The 22785-nt window shown below is 31.6% G+C and carries 19 protein-coding genes, 1 pseudogene and 1 riboswitch; of the genes and pseudogenes, 16 read left to right on the forward strand and 4 right to left on the reverse strand.

Annotated elements, in window-relative coordinates:
• Positions 1-8: 8 nt before the first annotated feature.
• The gene (locus ABH960_RS19450) at positions 9-998 is read right to left on the reverse strand and encodes an aldo/keto reductase family protein (protein ID WP_404447642.1); all 990 of its coding nucleotides are present in this window, start codon (positions 996-998) and stop codon (positions 9-11) included.
• Between the two features lie 498 nt (positions 999-1496).
• Here ABH960_RS19450 and abc-f point away from each other — a divergent pair, with 498 nt between their 5' ends.
• From abc-f to ABH960_RS19475, 5 genes are all read left to right on the forward strand, one after another.
• Positions 1497-3125 carry a ribosomal protection-like ABC-F family protein gene (abc-f, locus tag ABH960_RS19455; RefSeq protein ID WP_404447645.1) on the forward strand — a complete coding sequence of 543 codons (1629 nt, stop codon included), beginning with the start codon at positions 1497-1499 and terminating at the stop codon, positions 3123-3125.
• Positions 3126-3145: 20 nt separating this feature from the next.
• Complete coding sequence (locus ABH960_RS19460) at positions 3146-3739, forward strand: GNAT family N-acetyltransferase (RefSeq protein ID WP_404447648.1); 594 nt, start codon at positions 3146-3148, stop codon at positions 3737-3739.
• Between the two features lie 468 nt (positions 3740-4207).
• Positions 4208-4978, forward strand: a complete 771-nt coding sequence (locus ABH960_RS19465; RefSeq protein ID WP_404447651.1) for an ABC transporter ATP-binding protein — start codon at positions 4208-4210, stop codon at positions 4976-4978.
• Positions 4953-6884, forward strand: a complete 1932-nt coding sequence (locus ABH960_RS19470) for an ABC transporter permease (protein WP_404447654.1) — start codon at positions 4953-4955, stop codon at positions 6882-6884. The genes ABH960_RS19465 and ABH960_RS19470 overlap by 26 nt, the downstream gene beginning before the upstream one ends.
• Positions 6885-6938: 54 nt before the next feature.
• Positions 6939-7622, forward strand: coding sequence for a lipoprotein BA_5634 family protein (locus tag ABH960_RS19475; protein ID WP_404447861.1), 684 nt, complete (start codon positions 6939-6941; stop codon positions 7620-7622).
• A 76-nt stretch (positions 7623-7698) separates the two neighbouring features.
• Here ABH960_RS19475 and ABH960_RS19480 read toward each other — a convergent pair whose 3' ends face one another.
• Positions 7699-8040: a DUF3914 domain-containing protein gene (locus ABH960_RS19480; protein WP_113936350.1), complete on the reverse strand. Its 342-nt coding sequence runs from the start codon at positions 8038-8040 to the stop codon at positions 7699-7701.
• Between the two features lie 278 nt (positions 8041-8318).
• On the opposite strand from ABH960_RS19480, the gene ABH960_RS19485 reads away from it, so the two are divergent.
• The 10 genes and pseudogenes from ABH960_RS19485 (at position 8319) to ABH960_RS19530 (ending at position 20395) form a co-directional block, all read left to right on the forward strand.
• Positions 8319-9560, forward strand: a complete 1242-nt coding sequence (locus ABH960_RS19485; RefSeq protein ID WP_219302512.1) for an esterase/lipase family protein — start codon at positions 8319-8321, stop codon at positions 9558-9560.
• An 86-nt stretch (positions 9561-9646) separates the two neighbouring features.
• Positions 9647-10672 (forward strand): homoserine dehydrogenase, encoded by a 1026-nt coding sequence (locus ABH960_RS19490; protein WP_098168297.1) that lies wholly within the window; start codon positions 9647-9649, stop codon positions 10670-10672.
• A 96-nt stretch (positions 10673-10768) separates the two neighbouring features.
• Complete coding sequence (pdxR, locus tag ABH960_RS19495; RefSeq protein WP_002085207.1) at positions 10769-12217, forward strand: MocR-like pyridoxine biosynthesis transcription factor PdxR; 1449 nt, start codon at positions 10769-10771, stop codon at positions 12215-12217.
• A 4-nt stretch (positions 12218-12221) separates the two neighbouring features.
• Complete coding sequence (gene ddlB, locus ABH960_RS19500) at positions 12222-13136, forward strand: D-alanine--D-alanine ligase (RefSeq protein WP_002013134.1); 915 nt, start codon at positions 12222-12224, stop codon at positions 13134-13136.
• Between the two features lie 73 nt (positions 13137-13209).
• A riboswitch (TPP riboswitch) is annotated at positions 13210-13315 on the forward strand.
• A gap of 124 nt (positions 13316-13439) precedes the next feature.
• Positions 13440-14126 carry a thiaminase II gene (gene tenA, locus ABH960_RS19505; RefSeq protein WP_404447658.1) on the forward strand — a complete coding sequence of 229 codons (687 nt, stop codon included), beginning with the start codon at positions 13440-13442 and terminating at the stop codon, positions 14124-14126.
• A 331-nt stretch (positions 14127-14457) separates the two neighbouring features.
• On the forward strand, positions 14458-16839 hold the full coding sequence (locus ABH960_RS19510) for a pPIWI_RE module domain-containing protein (protein WP_404447661.1): 2382 nt from the start codon (positions 14458-14460) through the stop codon (positions 16837-16839).
• 210 nt (positions 16840-17049) lie between these two features.
• A complete protein-coding gene (locus ABH960_RS19515) occupies positions 17050-17817 on the forward strand; it encodes a DUF3959 family protein (RefSeq protein WP_002085215.1) in 768 nt (255 codons plus the stop codon).
• Positions 17818-17960: 143 nt separating this feature from the next.
• A pseudogene (locus ABH960_RS19520) lies at positions 17961-18295 on the forward strand (DUF3995 domain-containing protein); the annotation flags it as partial.
• Between the two features lie 364 nt (positions 18296-18659).
• Positions 18660-19718: a glycosyltransferase gene (locus ABH960_RS19525; RefSeq protein ID WP_404447864.1), complete on the forward strand. Its 1059-nt coding sequence runs from the start codon at positions 18660-18662 to the stop codon at positions 19716-19718.
• 197 nt (positions 19719-19915) lie between these two features.
• Positions 19916-20395, forward strand: coding sequence for a homoserine dehydrogenase (locus tag ABH960_RS19530; RefSeq protein ID WP_088039499.1), 480 nt, complete (start codon positions 19916-19918; stop codon positions 20393-20395).
• Between the two features lie 598 nt (positions 20396-20993).
• Here ABH960_RS19530 and ABH960_RS19535 read toward each other — a convergent pair.
• Positions 20994-21185 (reverse strand): hypothetical protein, encoded by a 192-nt coding sequence (locus ABH960_RS19535; RefSeq protein WP_002070042.1) that lies wholly within the window; start codon positions 21183-21185, stop codon positions 20994-20996.
• Positions 21186-21814: 629 nt separating this feature from the next.
• Here ABH960_RS19535 and ABH960_RS19540 point away from each other — a divergent pair.
• Positions 21815-22018 carry a hypothetical protein gene (locus ABH960_RS19540; protein WP_002085220.1) on the forward strand — a complete coding sequence of 68 codons (204 nt, stop codon included), beginning with the start codon at positions 21815-21817 and terminating at the stop codon, positions 22016-22018.
• 352 nt (positions 22019-22370) lie between these two features.
• Here ABH960_RS19540 and ABH960_RS19545 read toward each other — a convergent pair whose 3' ends face one another.
• Positions 22371-22574, reverse strand: coding sequence for a hypothetical protein (locus ABH960_RS19545; protein ID WP_002142003.1), 204 nt, complete (start codon positions 22572-22574; stop codon positions 22371-22373).
• Positions 22575-22785 lie beyond the last annotated feature (211 nt).

The following is a 22785-nucleotide window of genomic DNA, read 5'->3' on the forward strand; positions in this document are numbered from 1 at the left end:
CTGATGTTTCAACCTGTTTTGCTCGGATCATACTCAATGAAACCTTTTAGTACACTATCAATCTGATCCATAATTTCAGGTTGCAATTTAACACTAGAAGCAATTACGTTTTCTCTTATTTGCTCCGGATTTGAAGCACCGATAATCGCGGAGGAAACAGCTGGATTTTGTAGTACCCAAGCAACAGCGAGTTGAGATAAGGTAAGATTAGTTTCGTGCGCGATGGGATTAAGTTTCTGAATTGCAGTGAGTACATCATCACTCATCCAACGTTGCACGAGTTTTTGGAAAAATGGTTTACCAGCATCAGAGTTAGCACGGGATTGATTCGACAAGGGTTTACCAGGTTGATATTTTCCTGTGAGAATACCTTGTGCAAGGGGAGACCAAACAACTTGACCAAGTCCCTCACGTTGACATGTTGGTATTACATCAGTTTCAATAACTCGCCACAACATCGAATATTGAGGTTGGCTAGCGATAAGTGGAATGTTCAATTCTCGTGCAAGTGCTGCACCGCGGGTAATTTGTTCTGATGTCCACTCACTTACGCCTAAGTAAAGGACTTTACCTTGTCTTACAAGATCACCAAAAGCTAACATCGTTTCTTCAAGGGGAGTTGTTGTATCAAATCTATGTGCATAATAGACATCAATGTAGTCTGTCTGCAACCGTTTTAATGATGCATTACAATTTTCTATAATATGTTTTCGCGATAATCCACGATCATTTTTTCCAGTTCCAGTCGGATGACATACTTTTGTACATAGTTCTATACTTTCTCGGCGTATACCTTTTAAAGATCGGCCAAGTACTTCCTCGGCTATCGTGTCCGAATAAACATCAGCAGTATCGAACGTTGTAATTCCTACATCTAGTGCGGCTTTCACGCAATCATTTGCAGTATCTTCGTTTACTTTTCCACCATGGTTTATCCAGTTCCCATATGCAATCTTACTTACTGTTAATCCACTGTTTCCTAGTTTGCTAAATTCCATTGTAGAATGCCCCCTTAAAAATGATATCTTTATTATAAGAACTGAAATTCAATATGTATAATATATAATTGATGATAAATTTATATAAAAATTATATAAGGAGGAGTATATAGAAGTTTATAGATAGGGAAATCTAAAGCAAGAAGAACATGAAATTGTAGTTTGTGTTTTATTGATATGAAGTGCAAAGAGGGAAAAGTTTTTTTGCAGTACATATAATAATATTTACGTATACAATACCACTATGGTATAATATGGTTACTAATGACGGAAAGGAATGATGGGTGGACGATGATTAACTAATCTTATTTTTAAATGTTGAAATTAAATAAATTTCAATTTGTAAAAAATAGGATTAGTCTGCCCGATTCCATTCAACGGTATTGCTATTTGATTTGCGTAATAGCTTATTTGGGTATAAATAATGTAACGACTAATCCTGCCAAAATTACTTTGGGAGGATTTTTTTGTTCTCCCTTAATGAAAGGGATCGGTAATATGAAAGAACTTTTAAAATTAAATGATGTTTATGTTGAAATAATGGAAAATACTTTGTTAGAGAAAATGAATGTTACAGTAAAACAAGGGGATGTTATCGGATTAATTGGTAAAAATGGTGCCGGTAAATCAACGTTGCTTCAATTAATAAATGGGAAGATTGAGCCATCAAAAGGTACTGTTGAATGGCAGCAAATGGATGTGACAACAGCATATGTTGAACAAGAAATAGAATCCTTTATTAGTAATGATGTGATTGCAAAAGAAGCAGAACTTCTTGCGAAATGGGGCGTGCCAACGAACGATTTTCTTACGTTAAGTGGTGGTGAAAAGCTGAAAGTTCGACTAGCTAAAGGATTTGCTGAAAATCCTAATGTCTTAATATTAGACGAACCGACAAATCATTTAGATGAGATGAGTACGGAATTTCTCATTAAACAAATAAAAAATATGAAAGGTACCGTTATCGTCGTATCGCATGATCGATATTTTTTAGATGTTGTCGCAACAAAAATATGGTCAATTGAGGATAAAAAATTAATCGACCATAGCGGGAACTATACAAGTTATATGAAAGTTCGTGAGCAAAAAAGATTGACGCAGCAGCGTGAATATGAAAAACAACAAAAACGTATTGAACTTGTAGAATCACAAATAAAAGAATTAAGTTCATGGTCACAAAAAGCGCATGCACAGTCTACAAAACAAGAAGGTTTTAAAGAGTTTTATCGTGTAAAAGCGAAGCGAACGGATGCACAAGTTAAGTCAAAACGAAAACGTCTTGAAAAAGAGCTTGAAAAATCGAAAGTAGAACGAGTTAAAGAAGAGTATGCTGTTGAATTTTCTATTCAAGCGAATAAAAAAGTAGGAAAACGCTTTTTAGAAGTGAAACAATTGAGGAAAGGATTTAATAAACAAATATTATTTGAAAACGTTAATTTTACAATCCAGCACGGTGAGAAAGTTGCGATTATTGGACCAAACGGTTGCGGGAAAACAACCTTATTGAAGATGATTATGGGAACAGAAATGGCTAAAGGGGATATATGGATTTCACCATCTGCAAACATCGGTTATTTAACACAAGAAGTATTTGATTTACCACTTGATAAAACACCAGAAGATTTATTTTTTAAAGAGACGTTTGAAGAAAGAGGAAAAGTCCAAAATTTAATGAAACATTTAGGATTCCAAGCTTCTCAATGGAAAGAGCCGATTGAACATATGAGCATGGGTGAACGAGTAAAATGTAAGCTAATGGCTTATATTTTGGATGAAAAAGATGTGCTTATTTTAGATGAACCGACGAATCACCTTGATCTTCCTTCGCGTGAACAGCTTGAAAATACATTAGCGGAGTATAATGGAACACTAGTTATAGTTTCTCACGATCGATATTTTCTAGAGAAAACAACTAACACGAAACTTGTGTTTTCAAATAATACGATACAAAAGCAGCTAGAGAAACCTATTAAAACAAGAGATGAAATTGAAGAGATTCGTTTAACGTTAGAAACAGAAAGACAAGAAGTATTAGGGAAATTAAGCTTTTTAACTTCTAAAGACAAAGAATATAAAGAACTCGATGAACGGTTTATAGAACTTACGAAGCAGATTAAGGCGCTTTAACGTAAGTAAGGGGGATTAAAATGAAAGAAAAGAGTTTGACTAATATATTTAGAATAGATTGTGGAGATATATACCTACAAGAGTTTACGGTCAAAGATGCAGAGAGTATTTATAAAATATCAAATCAACCAGAAATAGAAAAGTTTTTACCCGACTGGAAATCAACGAAAGAACAAAGGGGTAATTGGGTTGCAAATTATGAAATACCAGAAAATAAAGCATTTCTTAATGCAGTGAGAACTACGACTAACATAGATGATCACATATTAAGACTAGGAATATTTAAGAAAACCACAAATGAATTTATTGGATGGTGCTGCACAGGTATGAAAGATGAGCTTCCTGCACCGAACAGAGAAATTATGTATGCTGTTTCAAGTGAATATCATAATAATGGCTATGCAACGAGAGCGACAAAAGGCTTGATCGGCTATTTGTTTGAAAATACAAATGTGGATGTCCTTAACGCAATTGCATTAATAAACAACGCACCATCAAATAGAGTTATTGAAAAATGTGGATTTACTTATATAAGCCAACAGACGATAGAAAACCAACTATATAATCATTATTTATTGAGCAAATCAGAGTGGATAAAAAATATCGCTCTTTAAAAGGAGTTATAATGGAATGAAATGATTTTAAAAAAGCTTAGAGCTAAAGCTCTAAGCTTTTTTATGTACTATTTACTTTTTGATTTTAATTGTGAATTATAAGTTGTTATTCATCGTTTTGAAGTTCTATAGTTTTTCTTTATAATATATTTTATGTTGCTAATAAAGAATACAAGGAATACAGCAACTTTTAATGATGATAATTGTTTCTTAAACTCACTTTTATTTATATATTTAATAGGTTTACAAGGTGTCCTGGCAACCAGAAATAAGTAGTATTGTATTTCATACTACTATATAGATATTATAAGATGAATAATCGTTAATTATAGTTTGAAAATAGGTTTGTTATCAGTTTTTTTAGAAATCTTACAAGCGTGTAAGATAAATGAAAGATGAATCAATATGTGCTATAAGACAATTCATTTACACTATATTGTGAGAAGTGCAAATGAAGGGAGAATATAAATGGAAATTCTACATGCAAAAAGTATTAGTAAAGTATATAAAGGGAAAGTACCTTTTAAAGCATTGGCAGATATTGATTTATCAATTCAAGAAGGTGAATTTATAGGGATTATGGGGCCATCAGGGAGCGGGAAAACAACGTTATTAAATATGGTATCTACTATCGACTCTCCAACATCGGGAGAAATATTAATAAATGGTACAAATCCTTTCCAGTTGACATCAGATAATTTGGCTTTATTCCGTAGGAAACAATTAGGATTTGTTTTTCAATCATTTAATTTACTTAGCACACTTACAGTAAAGGAAAATATCGTATTGCCGATGACATTAGATGGTGTTTCTGTACAAGAAATGAACAAACGAGTTGAAGAAATTGCAGAGAAATTAAATATTACAGATATATTGAGTAAAAGAACTTTTGAAATTTCAGGGGGGCAAGCTCAAAGAACAGCAATTGCTCGTGCAATTGTTCATAAGCCACAATTATTACTTGCAGATGAACCAACAGGGAATTTAGACTCTAAATCTTCAAATGATGTAATGGAGATGCTAGATACTTTAAATAAAGAAGAAAAAGCTACGATGATGTTAGTTACACATGATCCGTATGCAGCGAGTTTTTGCAGCAGAGTCATATTTATTAAAGATGGTCAACTATATAACGAAATTTATTGTGGTGAAAGTAGGCAAGCATTTTATCAAAAGATTATGGATGTCCTTTCTTTGTTAGGAGGGAAAAGGCATGACTTTTCGTCAGTTCGCATTTAATAATATTTTTCGCAATAAGCGTACATATGCTGCTCATTTTTTAAGTAGTGCATTTTCTATTATGATTTTCTTTACGTATGCTCTTTTATTATTTCATCCTGATTTACAAGGTGAGTTGAAATCGACAAGTGCAACAATAAGTGCATTTGGTACATTGGGATTTTCAGTTTCGCAAGGCTTGATTTTTGTATTTTCATTTTTCTTCATTCTATATTCAGTTAGTTCATTTTTAAAAACGCGTAAGAAAGAATTTGGGATATTAATGATGCAAGGTATGTCAATGAGACAGCTTAAGAAATTATTATTAATTGAAAATATGTTGATTGGACTTGGCTCAATTTGTATAGGAATTCTCATTGGACTCGTATTTTCTAAACTAGTTTTATTGATAAGCGCAAGTGTATTAATGATTAGTAATGGTTTGCCTTTTTATATACCAGTGCAGGCTGTATTATTAACAGTCATCACATTTCTTTTATTATTTTTAATTGTTTCGCTCGTTACATTTAAAATGATAAAAGTAACAGAACTTGTGGAACTTATACAAGCAGAGGAAAAGCCAAAGCCAGAACCGAAAGCATCAATTTTATTATCGCTACTTTCTTTAATTAGTATAGGGTATGGATATTTTTCAGTATTTCGCTTTATCCCAAGTACTAATTTTATTACGCTTGGGATAGGGGTGCTCCTAGTAATTATAGGAACGTACTTTTTATATACACAGTGTAGCGTTTATATATTGCACCTTGCGAAAAGGAGAGAATCTTTCTTTTTAAAGAGAACAAATATATTAACATTTTCTGAATTAATTTACCGTATGAAAGATAATGCAACGATGTTTTTTATAGTATCTATTGTTTCAGCAGTTGCATTTACAGCGATTGGTACAACAGCTGCAATTGGAAATAGGGATTTGGTAAGGATGACAAATCCGTATACATTTTTGTATGAAAGTTTTGAAAACGACAAAGTATTAAATAAAAATCTTTCTATTATAAAAAAACACCTTTCTGATGCTAATATCCCGTATCGAATGGCTTCATCTTCATATATATACACGGAAAATGGTGTAAATGTAATGAAGTTAAGTGAATATAACGATCTTGCTAAAGCACTAGGCTATCAACAAGAAACAATCGAAAAAGAAGATGAAATTTTATTAATTCCTGGAGTCGTATCGCAAAAACAAGAATTTAAAAATGGCGAGTATAAAAAGAATATAGAAGTCATTCAAGGAGATTGGACAAAGACATTTCATGTGAAAAAAGCTGTAGAAAATTTAGTTTTACCACATGATTCTAGAACTATTTATATCGCTGTTAAAGATCAGGTATATGATGGAATACCTCTTACTAGTGACCCGGTTAATAAAGACATTCAATATCGTACTTACGGATTTGTTGTAGACGATTGGATGAAAACGAAGGGAATTTCAAACGAATTAATTAGTAGATTTGAGAAAGATACTAGAGTAGGTAATTTTCAATTTCGGGCTTTAACTATAGATTTGTTAAGTGCAAAGCAAACGAATGGATTATTACTTATGGCAAGTGTTTTAGTCGGAATCGTCTTCTTCACATTCGCTGCTAGTTTTATTTATTTCCGATTATATACTGATTTGGATCGCGATCAACAGCAATATAAAATGATTTCGAAAATGGGATTAAGTAAACGAGAATTAAAAAAAATTGTAACGAGACAGTTATTATTAATGTTCTTCTTACCGATTGTTGTTGCAGTGATTCATACTATAGTCGCTTATACGGCATTACAGCAATTAGTCGATTTTTCTATAATTAATAGCTCTATCGTTATTTTAATTTCATTTATATGTATACAAGTATTATATTTCTTTATAACCCGTTGGCGTTACCTGCAAAAGCTTTATAAGGTTATGGAGCAATAGAGTTTATTAGCTTGTAAGACTACATTAAAGTATGTGGAAAAAATGAACTGTATGATGAAAGGAAACGCGATGAAAAGAACTTTAACTATTTTTATGTTAACGATACTACTATTAATAAGTTTTAGTGCATGTTCTAAAAAGGAGGATCCATTTCCTGCAAACGGTTTATTAATCATTGGAAATGAAAATAAAATTTCACCAATTATTAATCGTTATCAGGAAATTACGAAAGCAAATGAAGTCTTTTCTGTGAAAACAGGTACTTATGGAAACGGACAGGTATTAATTTTAAATGAATCTACAGCACAAGCATTGATTAAAGAAAAAGTTTTTCGTAAACGAGATAATGGCTCCAATTATATTATAGATACGTTACCGAATTTCCCAAAAGAAGGTTCGCTGTTGTTTACACATGAAGACGAAAAGAATATGAAAAGTATTGAATTAGAAGGAAAAGAGATTCCAGTTTTATACGATAGTGACGCTTGGATAGGTAACACTCGTAAATATCCAACGCAATGGTATGTGATTGTAGCACAAAATAGTGTGTATAAAGAAATAAAGGTAAATGAAACGAAAATGCACCTTCTTCATCTGAAAAAATCTTTAGGAGATGAAAAACCTAAAATGTCGACAGATAATACATTGGTTAATGAAAATGTCAAAGTAACAAGGCTAATTAAAGGTTTGGAAGGAGAAGTATCTTTTCAGTTTGTAACGATTGGAGAAAAATCTTAAAAAAGAGTTCAAGGTTGATAAAAACTTTATCAATCTTGAACTCTTTTTAGTTTATAGACCAATCAAATATTATGCTTTACATTACTTCATCTAATCGAGCCTCACTCGTTTCTTCAATCGTATTTGAATTTTGAACTGAATTATTTTGAGCTTCTTTTTCTTTACGAGACTTTTGTAGCATTTCAAGGATGATCCATAAAGGAACACCTTTATCCTTTAACATCTTCCATAAATCTAATTCGTTAAATTTATGCTCAGGCTGTTTCATTTCTTTTTCAGAGGAACGAATATCGAACTTGATAGGATCATCCGCTTTCTTACCTTCAAGTTTAGTAGAAGAGATAGTATTATGCTCAAGAATAGATGGAGTTATTTTAGTAGGTTGAGATAATGTATGAATGTTTGATTCGATTTGCATGCTTTTTCCTCCTTTTCAAGTAATGAAATAAGTTTTCTTATGATTATTAAATCCATTTGACATGAGGAAACTATATTCAATTATAAATTCAAATAATCAGATTTACAAGTTGTATTGTAAAAAGAAAATGTTTACTTGAATTAATATTTATCAACATTTGTGTATGTTGTCTATATATACAACGTATATAAAATACTTTACATTATGTTTAAGTTAAAAACTGATTGTGTCAATCTTTTTCACGGAAAAATGAAAGCGTTTAATTAGGGGGAGAAAGTATGGGGAAGTTATTTTTAAAAGTATGTTTTTTTACATTAGTAACTGTTTGTTCATTCGCAGCGAAAACAACATACGCTGAAGAGAGACAACAAAATAATTATCCTATCATTTTAGTGAATGGATTTGCTGGATGGGGTAGAGAGGAAATGCTAGGGGTAAAATATTGGGGTGGTGTTCATGATATACAAGAAGATTTAAAAAGAAATGGTTATACAGTACATACTGCAGCTGTTGGGCCAGTTTCTAGTAACTGGGACCGTGCATGTGAATTATACGCGCAAATTAACGGTGGAACAGTAGACTACGGCGCGGCGCATGCTGAGAAACATGGACATAATCGTTTTGGTAGAACTTATAGTGGATTTGCACCGAATTGGAGTGAAACAAATAAAGTTCATTTAGTTGGGCATAGCATGGGTGGACAAACGACAAGAACATTAGTGCAGTTATTAAAAGAAGGCAGTTATGAAGAAAAAAATCATGTGAAAAATCATCCGAACGCAAAGATATCACCACTATTTGAAGGCGGTAAATCGTATGTTCATAGTGTTACAACTTTAGCAACTCCTCATAATGGGACAACACTTGCAGACGGGAGTCTTCTATTGCCATTCGTTAAAGATTTTCTCATTACAGCTGCGAGTTTAGGAGGAAACAATAATTTATCATTATATGATTTTAAATTGGATCAATGGGGTATGAAAAAATATGCTGGAGAGTCCTTTTTCCAATATACTGATCGTATTTTAAATAGTTCAATTTGGGAGAATACAAAAGATATTAGTCAATGGGATTTAAGTACTGATGGAGCAAAGGAGTTAAATAATTGGGTAAAGACGCAATCGGATGTATATTACTTATCCTATAGTGGACATGCATCGCAAGCAGCACCTATAACAGGTTTGCATCTACCGCATATAACAATGAATAAAGTGCTAATGGGGAATGCATTCTTCTTAGGCTCTTATGCAAGATATGAAGAAAACCGACCATTAATAGATACTTCTTGGTGGCAAAACGATGGTGTAGTAAATACAAATTCTATGATTGCGCCTGCGTCTAATACTTTTGTAAATAATAATGAGTCTTTACAAATTGGAAAATGGAATCATATTGAAACGAAAGCAAATTGGGACCATCTTGATATGGTAGGGCTTAGTGTTTCAGACACGTTAGGTTTTTCTAACATTCAAGAGTTTTATAGAACAATTGTTGGAAAATTATCACGTCTACCGAAATAGATAATATAAAGCGCTCTCGATGGAATTCGAGGGCGCTTTATATTATATTGAAAGAGGGATTTGGTATAAAGATATGGGGGGATATTATGAAAATTCAAATTGTATTATCAGGATACGGGACAGTAGGAAGAGAGTTTATAAAATTATTAAATGAAAAATATTTATATATAAATGAAACATATGGAATTGACTTAGTTGTTAGTGGAGTGATAGGAAGAAATATTGCAATACATAACGGGAAAGGTTTGCAGATTAATGATTTATTGACGTATGGTGATGGTTCTGCTGCAATTGAAAAATATATCGAACATTATCCAGAGGAACGCGGAACGATTAATATAAATGGTACTGTATTGGTTGAATCAACTGCTACAAATCTTAAAAATGGAAATCCAGGGAAACAGTATATGAAACAAGCTATTGAAAAACAAATGGATATAGTAGCTATTTCAAAAGGTGCACTTGTTACAGCTTGGAGTGAACTGAATACAGCAGCACGTATTTCAGGATCACGCATTCGATATAGCGGTGCAACTGCCGCTGCGTTACCGACATTAGACATAGGACAACTAAGTTTAGCAGGTTGCCATATTGAAAAAATAGAAGGAATATTGAACGGGACAACAAATTATATTCTTACAAAGATGCATGAAGAATATAAGACGTTTGAAGAAGCATTGCAAGAAGCACAAAATAAAGGAATTGCGGAGACTAACCCGTTATTAGATATAAGCGGGATGGATAGCGCTTGTAAATTATTACTTTTGACGAATAGTTTAATGGGAAACGATTATTCACTCAAAGATATAAAAATAAACGGAATAGAGCACGTTACAACGCAACAAATTCAAAATGCAAAGGAACAAAATAAATCAATTAAATTAATTGCATCAGCATATAAAGATGATAATGGAAAAGTAAACCTTAGTGTACAACCTTGTAATTTAGAGAAAGAACATCCGTTAGCAAATATAAATGGCACGGAAAAAGGAATTACGTTCTTTACAGATACAATGGGACAAGTCACTACAATTGGTGGAGCTTCTAATCCACGTGGAGCTGCAGCTGCTGCTTTAAAAGATGTAATCAATTTATATCGAAATGATTTATAGGCTTTATAACCGTACCGCTATTAATAAAAAATACATATGTAGTGGACCTTTTGAGAATGAAATAAATATGCAAAAATAATTGCAGGGGGTAAGAAATTGTTTAAAGATTTTAAAGTTGTAAAAGATCGTCCCGTTTATATTCAATTAAAGGATTATTTAAAAAAGATGATTATGAAAGGGCATTTGTTGGGGGACCAAAAAATCCCATCAACAAGGGAACTGAGTGAATTATTATCAGTGAGCAGAAATACAGTACTCTCTGCATATGCGGATTTAGAACAAGAAGGACTCATTTATGCAGTTAAAGGAAAAGGAAATTTCGTTGCGAAGGTGGATATAAGTAACACCTCGTCTGTTGAAATAGATTGGAAAAATAAACTTAATACAGTTACCACATTAGCGGATGAATTAGACTTAATGAAGCATGGAGTTCGCTGGGAAAAAGGAATGATTGTTTTTAATAGTATAGCCCCTGACGAAAAGCTATTTGATGTTGAAAATTTCAAAAGAGCTTTTCTTACTCGTATGTCCATTGAAGGGGATATCGTATTGAACTACGGATATGCAAAAGGTTATAGACCGTTAATGAATTATTTACTTCATTACATGGAAATGAAAGGTGTAGATATTTCGAACAAAGATATTCTAATTACAAATGGATTTACAGAAGGATTAGATATTGTGTTATCTTCTTTATCGAAGAAATCAGGGCGTGTTATTTGTGAGAACCCAACTCACCATGCTGCATTGAAGCTTTTTCGTTTACATGGACTTGAAGTTCATGGAATTGATATGAATGATGATGGTATTGATACGAATGAAGTAGAAAAAAGTTTGCGTGAAAAGGATTTTGATTTCGCGTATTTAATCCCTTCTTATCATAATCCAACTGGTATTGTTACGAGTTCGGAGAAAAGAACGGAATTGATGAGGTTATTTTCAAAATACAAGATCCCTATTATAGAGGATGGGTTTAATGAAGAATTACGTTATTCGGGTTCACATTTATCGCCATTATTAACTTTTGCAGGGGCTGGTAATAATGTGATTTATATTAGTAGCTTTTCAAAGGTACTTTTCCCTGGTTTACGTGTAGGTTGGATCATTGCAGATAAAGAACTGATACATTATTTAGAAAGTGTTAAAAGAGCCAGAACCATTCACACATCTACGTTAGATCAAGCTGTTCTGTTTCAATATTTACATGAAGGATATTTTGAAAAATATTTAAAAAAAGCAAGATCTGTTTATAAGAAAAAATATGAGTTAGCTGTTGGGGCGTGTAATCAGTACATTCCGTTTAAAAGAATGACTGGAGACGGTGGACTTCATTTGTTTATAGAGTTGGAAGAAAAAATTCAAGCCCGCACACTTTTACAAAAGTGTTATGAGAAAGGAGTTACCTTTTCTCCTGGTGATGTTTTTTACTCTGATGGAGGAGGAGCGAACACATTCCGATTAGGATTTTCACGTTTGAAAGAACAGGAAATTGTTAGAGGGATTCAAATAATTGGTGAAACTTTAAAAAATGAAACTTGGAGTTGAGAAAATGAGAATTGGCGTTATTATGGGAGGAGTATCCTCTGAAAAACAAGTATCAATTATGACTGGGAATGAAATGATTGCACATTTAGATAAGAGTAAATATGAAATCGTTCCAATTACGTTAAATGAAAAAATGGATTTAATTGAAAAAGCGAAAGACATTGATTTTGCATTGCTAGCATTACACGGAAAGTACGGAGAAGATGGTACAGTTCAAGGGACGCTAGAGAGTTTAGGTATTCCTTATAGCGGTAGCAATATGTTATCTAGCGGTATATGTATGGACAAAAATATTTCGAAAAAGATTTTGCGTTATGAAGGAGTAGAAACACCAGATTGGATTGAACTTACAAAAATGGAGGATCTAAAGCTTGAGGAGTTAGATAAATTAGGATTTCCGTTAGTGGTAAAACCAAACTCTGGCGGCTCAAGTGTTGGAGTTAAGATTGTCTATGATAAAAATGAATTAATCTCTATGCTGGAAACTGTATTCGAATGGGATTCTGAAGTAGTAATTGAGAAGTATATAAAAGGTGACGAGATTACATGTTCAATTTTTGATGGGCAACAGTTACCTATCATTTCGATTCGACATGCTGCTGTGTTCTTTGACTATAATGCAAAATATGATGATACTAGTACAGTTGAAGAAGTTATTGAACTTCCAGCTGAAATAAAGGAACGTGTAAATAAAGCGTCACTGGCTTGTTATAAAGCATTAAAATGTAGTGTTTATGCAAGGGTTGATATGATGGTGAAGGAAGGAATTCCATATGTAATGGAAGTTAATACATTACCAGGGATGACACAATCAAGTTTACTACCAAAAAGTGCGGAAGCAGCGGGAATTAATTATAGCAAACTATTAGATATGATAATTGAAACTTCATTAAAAGTAAGGAAAGAAGAAGGTTTTTAAGGTAGTTATATAATTAATTCTTTTGACAGTTCCATGAATTATGCTATGATAATTACAATACGACAACTAAATAGTTATCCACTAGGGGGGCCTTTTATAGGCTGAGATCAGATGAAATTTTGAGACTCTTAGTACCTGATCTGGTTAATGCCAGCGTAGGGAAGTGGGAAAGACGTTGCTATTTAACGAATAAATACTGTCAATTTCACTTTCTTTACGCCTGTAAAGAAAGTTTTTTTATTTTACAGCTTTAATAATTGTGGATAAATACGTATATTTTTTACATTATTTGGAGGGATTTAAATGACTTTTTCACAATCATTACGTAAAGAAGTAGATTCAATTTGGGAAGCAAGTTTTAACCATCCTTTTGTAAAAAAACTAGGTGAAGGAACATTAGATATAGCTAGTTTTCGATATTATGTGCTTCAAGATTCTTATTATTTGAGTCATTTTGCTAGAGTACAAACGTTAGGTGCTGCAAAGGCTCTTGAATTAGAAACGACAGCTCGTATGGCACACCATGCACAAAATACGTATGAAGCTGAGTTATCATTACATGAGAATTTCGCAAAAAAATTAGGGATTACAAAAGAAGAAAAAGATAATTTCATTCCTGCGCCAACTGCATATGCATATACATCTCATATGTATCGTGCAGCTTATGAAGGGCATTTAGGAGATATTATTGCGGCTATTTTACCTTGTTATTGGTTATATTATGAAATCGGTGAACGATTAAAAGAATGTCAACCAGAAGAGCCAATTTATCAAGAATGGATTTCTGCATATGGGTCTGATTGGTTCCGTACTCTAGTAGAAGAGCAAATCACACGATTAGATATGATCGCTGAAAAGGTAACAGAGGCAGACCGTAATCGTATGAGACAACATTTTATTTTTAGTAGTCAATATGAATATTCATTTTGGGAAATGGCATATACATTAGAAAAATGGCCGATGAATGAAGAAGTTAAAGGTGTTATTTAATTAAGAGTATATAAAAGGTATCGCTATATAAAGAGGCGATACCTTTTATTATATTTAGTTTCTGTAATTTTTTTGTAAATCACAGATAAAAAATATAATAATTCATTATAATGATTTTATAATATAAAGTCCCATAAGGAGGTAGTTATATGTTAATAGGTATTTTATATTAATTTGATTTTAATAATGTTTTATTTATATAACTAAATGTAATTTAGCTATTTCCTTTAATGTGCTTGGTTAAAATTTGATTCGTTAATGCTTAAAAAATTGGTATCTTTTCTAGTATTATTCATGATCAATATAAATTAAGAGAGGAAGTATTAATAATATGGAAAAATTACAGTTATTAGCATTTAAAAATATAGTAGAACCCCTCTATAATGAGAAAGTATCGTATATTTATTTTCCTATTGAATGGCTTGAGATTGTAGAGATACATTATAGAACATTTTTATTAACGAGCAAATTAAAACTTGTAAATGAAAGATTGTATGAAATGTTTTCTGATATATTATTCATTCAGCATAATCCATATATATTAAAGGAAGATACACCTTGGATTGTGGCTAAGGAACCAATGAGACAAGAACAGTTAGACTATATTTTCCAAAGCTGGTATGAGGTTATTCGTGATTGGAAACCGAATAAATTAATAGATCCACCACATTTAGAATGGCAGCATGATTTAATTAGTAATTTACCAGTATTACATGATAAAAAAACGTTTTCTAAATGGGTACCAGCTCTAATTACTCATATTTTTTGCGAACAGCCTTTACGTATGGAAAATAAAAATGAGGAAGAAATATATTTTTCACCACTGCGATCACAACATGTTTCTGAAGCGATGTCTGAGCCAATTAAAGATGAAGAAACACATGATTATTTCTCTTATGTATATCGGTTTGAATACGTAACTCGTGGAGGTGAGAATATTCCGCTATTAAAAGTATCTGTAGGGATTAGGAGGTTTTATCAACAATATAATCATAAAGATATCCCTATACTTTTAGGGCGAAAGCGGAGCCAAATACTGATTTCAACTCCTGAATTTGAATCAAATAATAAAAAGCAAAGATTTGTAAAGTTAAAGGTACAACAAGCTGTAAAAGGAATAAAGTGGATTAAACGTTTTAGAAATTTAAAAGATGATTATAGGATAGGGGGAGAAGTTAAATTAGAGAACATTCTCCAATGTCCGAAAGAGTATATTAGAGGAACTAATGTAAGAGTACTTCTTCCATATAACGAAAATATATATAAAGTTCAAGGAACAAAAATAAAATTTGGTATAAAAGTAAGAGAAAAAGAGGAACTTTTTAATGAATTCCAACGAATATTCCCATACTTCACATTACTTCCAGAGGGTAAAAAAGTATTAACTAATAATGAGAATGAGTTATTACCTTTATTTGCACCAAAGGGATTAGACACAATTACGTTAGAAGTATGGTCAGATGATATAGTAATAGAGATAGAACAAGCGTTATTAGATAGCAAAATAGTTTTAGCTCAAAACGGAGATTCCTCCTATGTATTAAATGCAGACAATCCGGTGTTGTTAAAAATAGTAAGATATAACATTGGGAAATTGTTACAAAATCCATATAGAATGCAATATAGTCATAAAAACAAAAAGAAACTAGTAGACGATGTCGTAAAAGCTGTACATGCTACGGCAGGTGAGCAAAATGAAATGAAATTAGCATTAATTGCAATAAAAAATTGTGATGGTCGCGAAAAAATTAATCCAAAGCAAATTATTCGGGAAGGATTCGCTCAAACGGAACGTATTTCAGCATTTATTAATTTATTTATCGGACAAAGTGTATCTAAAAAAGAAATTATTAATGCCATTCTTAGTTTGTTAGAACAAAAGGGGTTCTTAAAGTGTAGTTGGAATAAGATAAAATTACCGGGGATAATTGTAAATTTATCAATTGAGAAAATGTCTAAATATGATTTCTTACCTATTTTTTCAAAAATAAATGGGAGAGAAATATTATATAAATTATATGGTCAAGAAGAATGGGGCACAATTGATCATACTTTATTAAATATAGGTAATAATAAAGTGTTTTTACCACAACCATCAAAAAGGAATGATATAGGAGTCAGTTTTAAACAATTTATGTCAGAAACATTAGTTGAAATTTCACAAGATGCACATAAACAAAATAAAGAAGTTTATTTTATTGTAGATGCCAATATGAGGAAATATTGGATAGAGGAATTGCAAAATAAAAGCGTTAATATTGGGGTTTCACCTGAAATAATCTCAAATTTAAAAGAGGATATAAACATAATTAGAATTAATACTAACTCAGATGTACCGAACTATATTGTTAGAGACCAAGAACATGTTATGAATGAAACGAGATTATTTGTAGATCAAATGGGAATTTACTATAGCACGGCTGCATACGAATTAGATTGTAATGAGATAGTACATCAGTACATACTCGAAGTTATCCCGCTTGGTGTGAAATCTGAAGAGAGAGAAGAAATCGCCAAAATGATACATTACATGTGCTGTAAATCAACCTTGCTCTCAGAACAAAATATTCATAATACGCATGTAATGCATATGGCTAAATTAATTAAAAATTATACTACCGATATTGATTCAAGGGAGTTTAAAGAATTCAATGACGAATTAGATGAAGATATAATAATTTTAGAAAAAGAAGATACATTGATATTAATATAAATAATAGTGTACAAATCCTGCTAGTAATAATGAGCAGGATTTGTCATTTTTCATTGTAAATATAGATATGATTTGTCATGTATATTTTCGGTTTCATATTTACTTTATTTACATACAGGATTAAGATGTTTTTTAGAAATACAAAAACTACATCATATGGAAAAGCGATTTTTATTAATTGAAAAGAAAATTTGAAAGGAATGGGGAATTGTGAAGAAATTAGATGTATTATTAATGCTACTGAGCGGCCTCTTTCCAATTGCAGGAATGTTAAAGCAAATCCCTCTTGAACAATCTTTATATATTGGAGGACTTTTATTTTTTACTAGTTTCGGTAGTTACTTTGCGAAAAAGATATATTCACGTATATGTAGCTGGATAGCCTATGCACCATTTATAACACTACTGTTAGTTATTTGGAATCAGGATATTTCAATAAGTTCAATAATAGCGAACGCGAAAATCGCCGCTTGCATTGCGTTAATTCCGTGTTTATTCCGGTTTCGTACATACGGGCTTACTTTGGGCTTATTCTCATTATGGGCCGCGTTACTATGGGATATAAAAGAAGTGCAGTCGTTAGTCATACTTGAGCGTATGATGAATTTAATGACAAGCCATTATTTATATATTCTCCTTTTAGTTGGAGGACTTATATTAGGTGGATTACTTGCGATGTTATTACACCGTAAAGAGAAAGACACTAATAAAGAAAATACTAATTTATTTAAACAAAAAAAGAAACGTAAAAGGCTATCATTTAAGATCCGCTTTCCAAGATTACCGAAATTTAAGATGAAATTATTTAAGTTTGGTGGAAAAGGTTCTAAACGTAAAAGGCCAGAAACAATGCATGAGCGTAATAACGAAGAACCAGTTGTAACATATGAAATGGCAGAGCAAATAGATCAATATAAAGAAAGTACTGTTCAAGGACAAACTAGGATGGAACGTCGAAAAAATAGGTATAATGCATAATAAATTCCACTAACCCCTTAATGATTTATCGTAAAATTGATAAATCACTAAGGGGTTTTTATGTAATTAAATATAGGTTGCGTATGAAGTATTCATAGCATATTTTAAAGGTAAGGATTTAAGTAAAATAATGGGAGGACAAAATGCTTATTATTACATATATTTCTGTTTGCATATTATTCTTAGTTAGTTTTTTACATGTTTATTGGGCTTTCGGAGGTAAGTGGGCGACAAATAGTGTCATTCCAACTAAAGCTGGAGAAAAGGCGTTTACACCAGGTGCAGGAATGACATTGTTCATTGCATTATTGTCAAGTATGGCAGCAATGATTTTATTACAACAAGAAAATATTGTTCATTTCGCAGTTCCCAATGTTTTTGTTCAAATAGGACCCTGGGTTTGTATGGTTGTTTTTTCATAAGAGTAATTGGTGAGTTTCATTATTTTGGTATATTTAAACGAAAAAAAGATACGCAGTTTGCTAGAATGGATACTGTTTTATATGTACCACTTTGTGCATTTTTATCTTTATCCTTCTTATTAGCAATAATAACGTGAACATATAAAAGGTAATTGTATAGTGAATTTAAAAAATATAAATATACGGATGTCGGATAAGCGGTTTCTGTGTAATCAGAAACCGCTTATTTTGTATGATTGCATTTTATTGCAAAAGAGTGTGACACATTATAGCGTATGCACAGTTTTAGAAGTATTAGTCAATTAAATAATAACTTCATGTATATCTTGAGGTATGTATTTGTGAAGATAATTTCTTTTTCAATCATATAATACATTAGGAGGAGGGATTATCTTGACCGAAATAACAATTAGTTTATGCATGATTGTAAAAGATGAAGAGCAAGTTATCGCAAGGTGTCTAGATTCAGTAAAACACATAGTTGATGAAATAGTTATTGTAGATACTGGATCTACAGATAGAACTAAAGATATTGTTCGAAAGTATACAACTAATATTTATGATTATAAGTGGAATGATAATTTTGCGGCGGCCAGAAATTTTTCATTTTCTAAAGCGAAAAAAGATTATATTTTATGGTTGGATGCTGATGATGTTTTATTTGAAAAGGATCAGCAGAAATTTTTAAATTTAAAACAAGAAATGAATAATGATATTGACGCTGTATTAATGTTTTATCATTTGAATACTGGATTAAGTATGGAGCTAATGTATATTACAACACGTTATAGGCTTGTTAATCGCTCAAGAAATTTTCAATGGATTAACAAAGTGCACGAATTTATACAAGTTGAAGGAAATGTGTTGCACACGGATATAACTATTACTCATTGTAAAGAAAAGCCAAGAATTGATCAGAATTTTAAAATTCTCCAATCCATAATTGAGACAGAAGAAGTTACACTTACAGATTGGTTCAATTATGCGAATGAATGTATGTTTCAGCAAAAGTATGATCAGGCAATTCAATTTTATAAAAAAGTATTAGATAGTAAAGAAAAATGGGGAGAAGGAAATGTTTATGTGTGCGGAAACTTAGCGTATTGTTATATGCAACTTCAAAAGTGGGATAAAGCATTAGAAACTTTTACAAGGGCTTTTCAATACGGGAATCCAAGAGGGGAAATTTGTGTTGGGATAGGGCATGTCATGATGGAACAAAAAAAATATAAAGAAGCAATTCGTTGGTATTTAGCAGCCACGAAAATTACATATCCTAACGAGGCGATACTTTATAACCCCGCAAGTTACAATTGGGTTCCATATTTCCATATAAGCTTGTGCCACAGCCATTTAGGAAACTATGAAAAGGCGTTACAGTATAATGAATTAGCAGCAAATTATATACCTAATCATCCAGCGGTAATATATAACCAGCAATATTTTAATACTTTATTACAAAGTAAAGAGAAGGGTTAATTAAGCAAATAAAGTCAAGTTATTTTTATTAATGATTTCATTTTCTATAGTGATATACACAATATTAATTATGAGGATGGACTGCTTCTAGTTGGTACGTAACTAAAGAAATTATTACAACTATGTAAGGTTAATAGGATTTAAAAGTATTTTTTATATATAAGGGGAAATAATATTTAATTAGGAAGTGTAATTAAATGATTGAAATTAAATCTATTATCCATTCGTACAAACTAAAGAGAAGAATAGCTAGGGATTTATACGGCAATAGAGATGAATTGACGCTGTTATTAAATGAATTTAATAATATAAAATGTACGGCTGCATCTGAAAAAAAGAAAAATAGTATGCTATCTCGTTTACAATTAATTTATCAAAATATGAAATTAGATAAGCAGTACCCTCTTCCATTTGCTTTAAATAACAAGTTATTGGAGCGGTTAGAAAATGAATCTCTTCAAACTATTGAGGGTTGTGTATCATGTCTACATGTAATGTTGGATATAAATTATGAGAAAATAAAACATTATGGATCGAGCACAAGTAGGTCATTTGTTCCATTATCGCAATCTTCAATTTGTCTTGCTGATTGTGTTTGTTTAACAGGAGTTGTATTGGGGTTACTAGGAACAGTGACATTTGGAGGATTAATGTTATCTGTATGTTCTCTTACATAAAGAAAAAAGGACACCCACTTAAGGTGTTTTTTTTAGCTACTTAGGAGAGCTTTTGAGATAGGAGGGACATGGATTCAAATCTATAGTTACACATTTTTATTGTGTTGTGTAACTTAAAAAGGAAAGTATCAGCAACTGCTTATTTTGTATGACTATAAACATTGGCTATTTGGGAGCTGTAATAGAATGCTTAGAAGGGGGCAAAAAATGGTGTGTGAAATATTAATAAAAAAGGACAAGCAGTCGTACCTACTGTCCTTTAAAGGAGAAAAGTCTTTTGGTTAAGAACTACGAATAAACAGAAAGTCTGCTTGTAATTAGTTTTATCCCAAATATACATGCCTATACAAAAAAGGGATAAGTTCAAAAATACTTATCCCAGGAAGGGAAATCCCAAACACCAAAATGGCTTGTATTGGTATACAGGTTCAAAAGTAGTATATGTCAAACGAAAAATCTCATACAAAAAGCAGACAATCAAAAGTATTGTCTGCCAGAAAGTTGGATGAATTAGCCAACTGTGAAAAATTGCTTTCCCACTTCAAGAAGAGTAAAGGCAACAAATTTGAAAGAAATGAATTGGGATTTAGTTATTGCTCTATGAATGATGCATTTTTTTCATTTTTTTTGTCCCCAAAAAACAACTAATAATTGCGAGTAATGCATTTGAAGAAATGAAATTTACGGTCCAATAAATTCCTGTTCCAGCAATTATATCGATAATTATAAATCTTTTAATTGCCGAACTTTGTACTACATGAAAAATAAATTGATTGTTATCGTTACCCAATGTTATCACATCCCTTATCTAATATATGACAAGGCATGCTTGCTCTAGTCTTCATGATAATATACGAAAAAGAGTAATTAGCAGAAGCTTATAAAGTAGTTATAAATAAAAGATAACTATCGGAAGTTAAATTATTAACTTCAGTGAAAAAAATAACAATCATAATTTATCCTGCGTTATTGATGGGATATTATGTTTTACTTAAGGTAAGGGCTTATGCGGAAAGTTTGATGAAAAATTCTTTCATTAAAAGTACGATTCCTAGCAGAAACAAGACTTCAATTGAGAACCAAAACATACTTTTGTGAGGTTTTTTAAACTCCATAATAATTGATGAAAATAAAAAAAATGCGATAAGTATGATGATTAAGAGTCGGATTATATCAACCATTAATAACACTCCTAATATTTAATCAGTACTATTATATAATCTTTTCCAAAGATATATAATTCTAGAAACATTCTATTGAAATTTTAATGAAAAGAACAGGTGGTGTTTAGTAGCTTTTTTCTCAAAATCATTTCAAACGTGTAGTGGGAAGTGATAAAAGTGATAAATCCACGTTTTAATAAAAGGATGTAAGCGTATTTTTAGCGAATTATAGATAATTAAGAGAGGCGGTGACACTATGAAGTATGTAAAAGTCAGTATGAATGGTGGAAGTGAGCACAAATTCTCAATGACTTTAGAACGATTTGAAGAGTTTATTACTACAGAGAATGGATTATTAGAAAATAAATTAGTTTGTATTGAAAATGTAATGATTAACCCTACTAATATATCTTCTGTAGTTGAAAAAATTGGTGTACCTGCTAAATTTATGGAAGTTTAAAGGTAATTAGAAAAAAAACATCCATGGGGATGTTTTTTGTTTATAAATAAAGCAATTGTACAATGAAAGTATGAGAAAATTTTATTAGTAATAATGTAGGCTATTAAGAATGAATGGATATAGAAAGGTCTTTTCTAGCGTGTTAGTTACTCCAATGTGTATGTATCTATTTGGCATCTAGACATTGTGCTTTCCAGTGCACGATGTAATAAGTACAAGCATATAGTATGTAATAGGACAAGATCTTCGTGTCCTACTAAATACTCAGAAAAAACCTCTAATCACATTAGGGCATCCAATAGCAGGGTGCTCTAATTTTTTATGAAAAATGTATCTTCACAACGGTTTCGTTTCAATTATAGTTTTCTTTAATGTTAATAAATATTAAGATTAATATGATAGCAATAATTAAATTAGACAAATAAAAATTTTGGTGACACAGTAGTTCAAAGATGACATCGAATGTATACAATAAAGCGACAGCAGGTAATATACAAATAAATATAAATCTCCAATTTTTTAAATAATGTTTATAATTAGTAAGTACTTTCGCCATTAATATTGCTCCTGTATTTTTTATTTTCCATATAATTATACATTTAAATAAACAGATTTACAAAGTGTTTAAAAATTATTTAGCAACTAATGTGATTTTGGGAGATAAATAAGGAGGAAGAAAAAAATATTATAGATCTATAGATTGAGAGGAATATAGAGAAAGCTTTTGTTAAAAACTTAGATGGCTGCAGCAATCTGTGTAATAAACG

Origin of the sequence: Bacillus sp. RC252, from assembly GCF_044909215.1 — a bacterium.
In the GTDB taxonomy this organism is placed as follows: Bacteria; Bacillota; Bacilli; order Bacillales; family Bacillaceae_G; genus Bacillus_A; species Bacillus_A mycoides.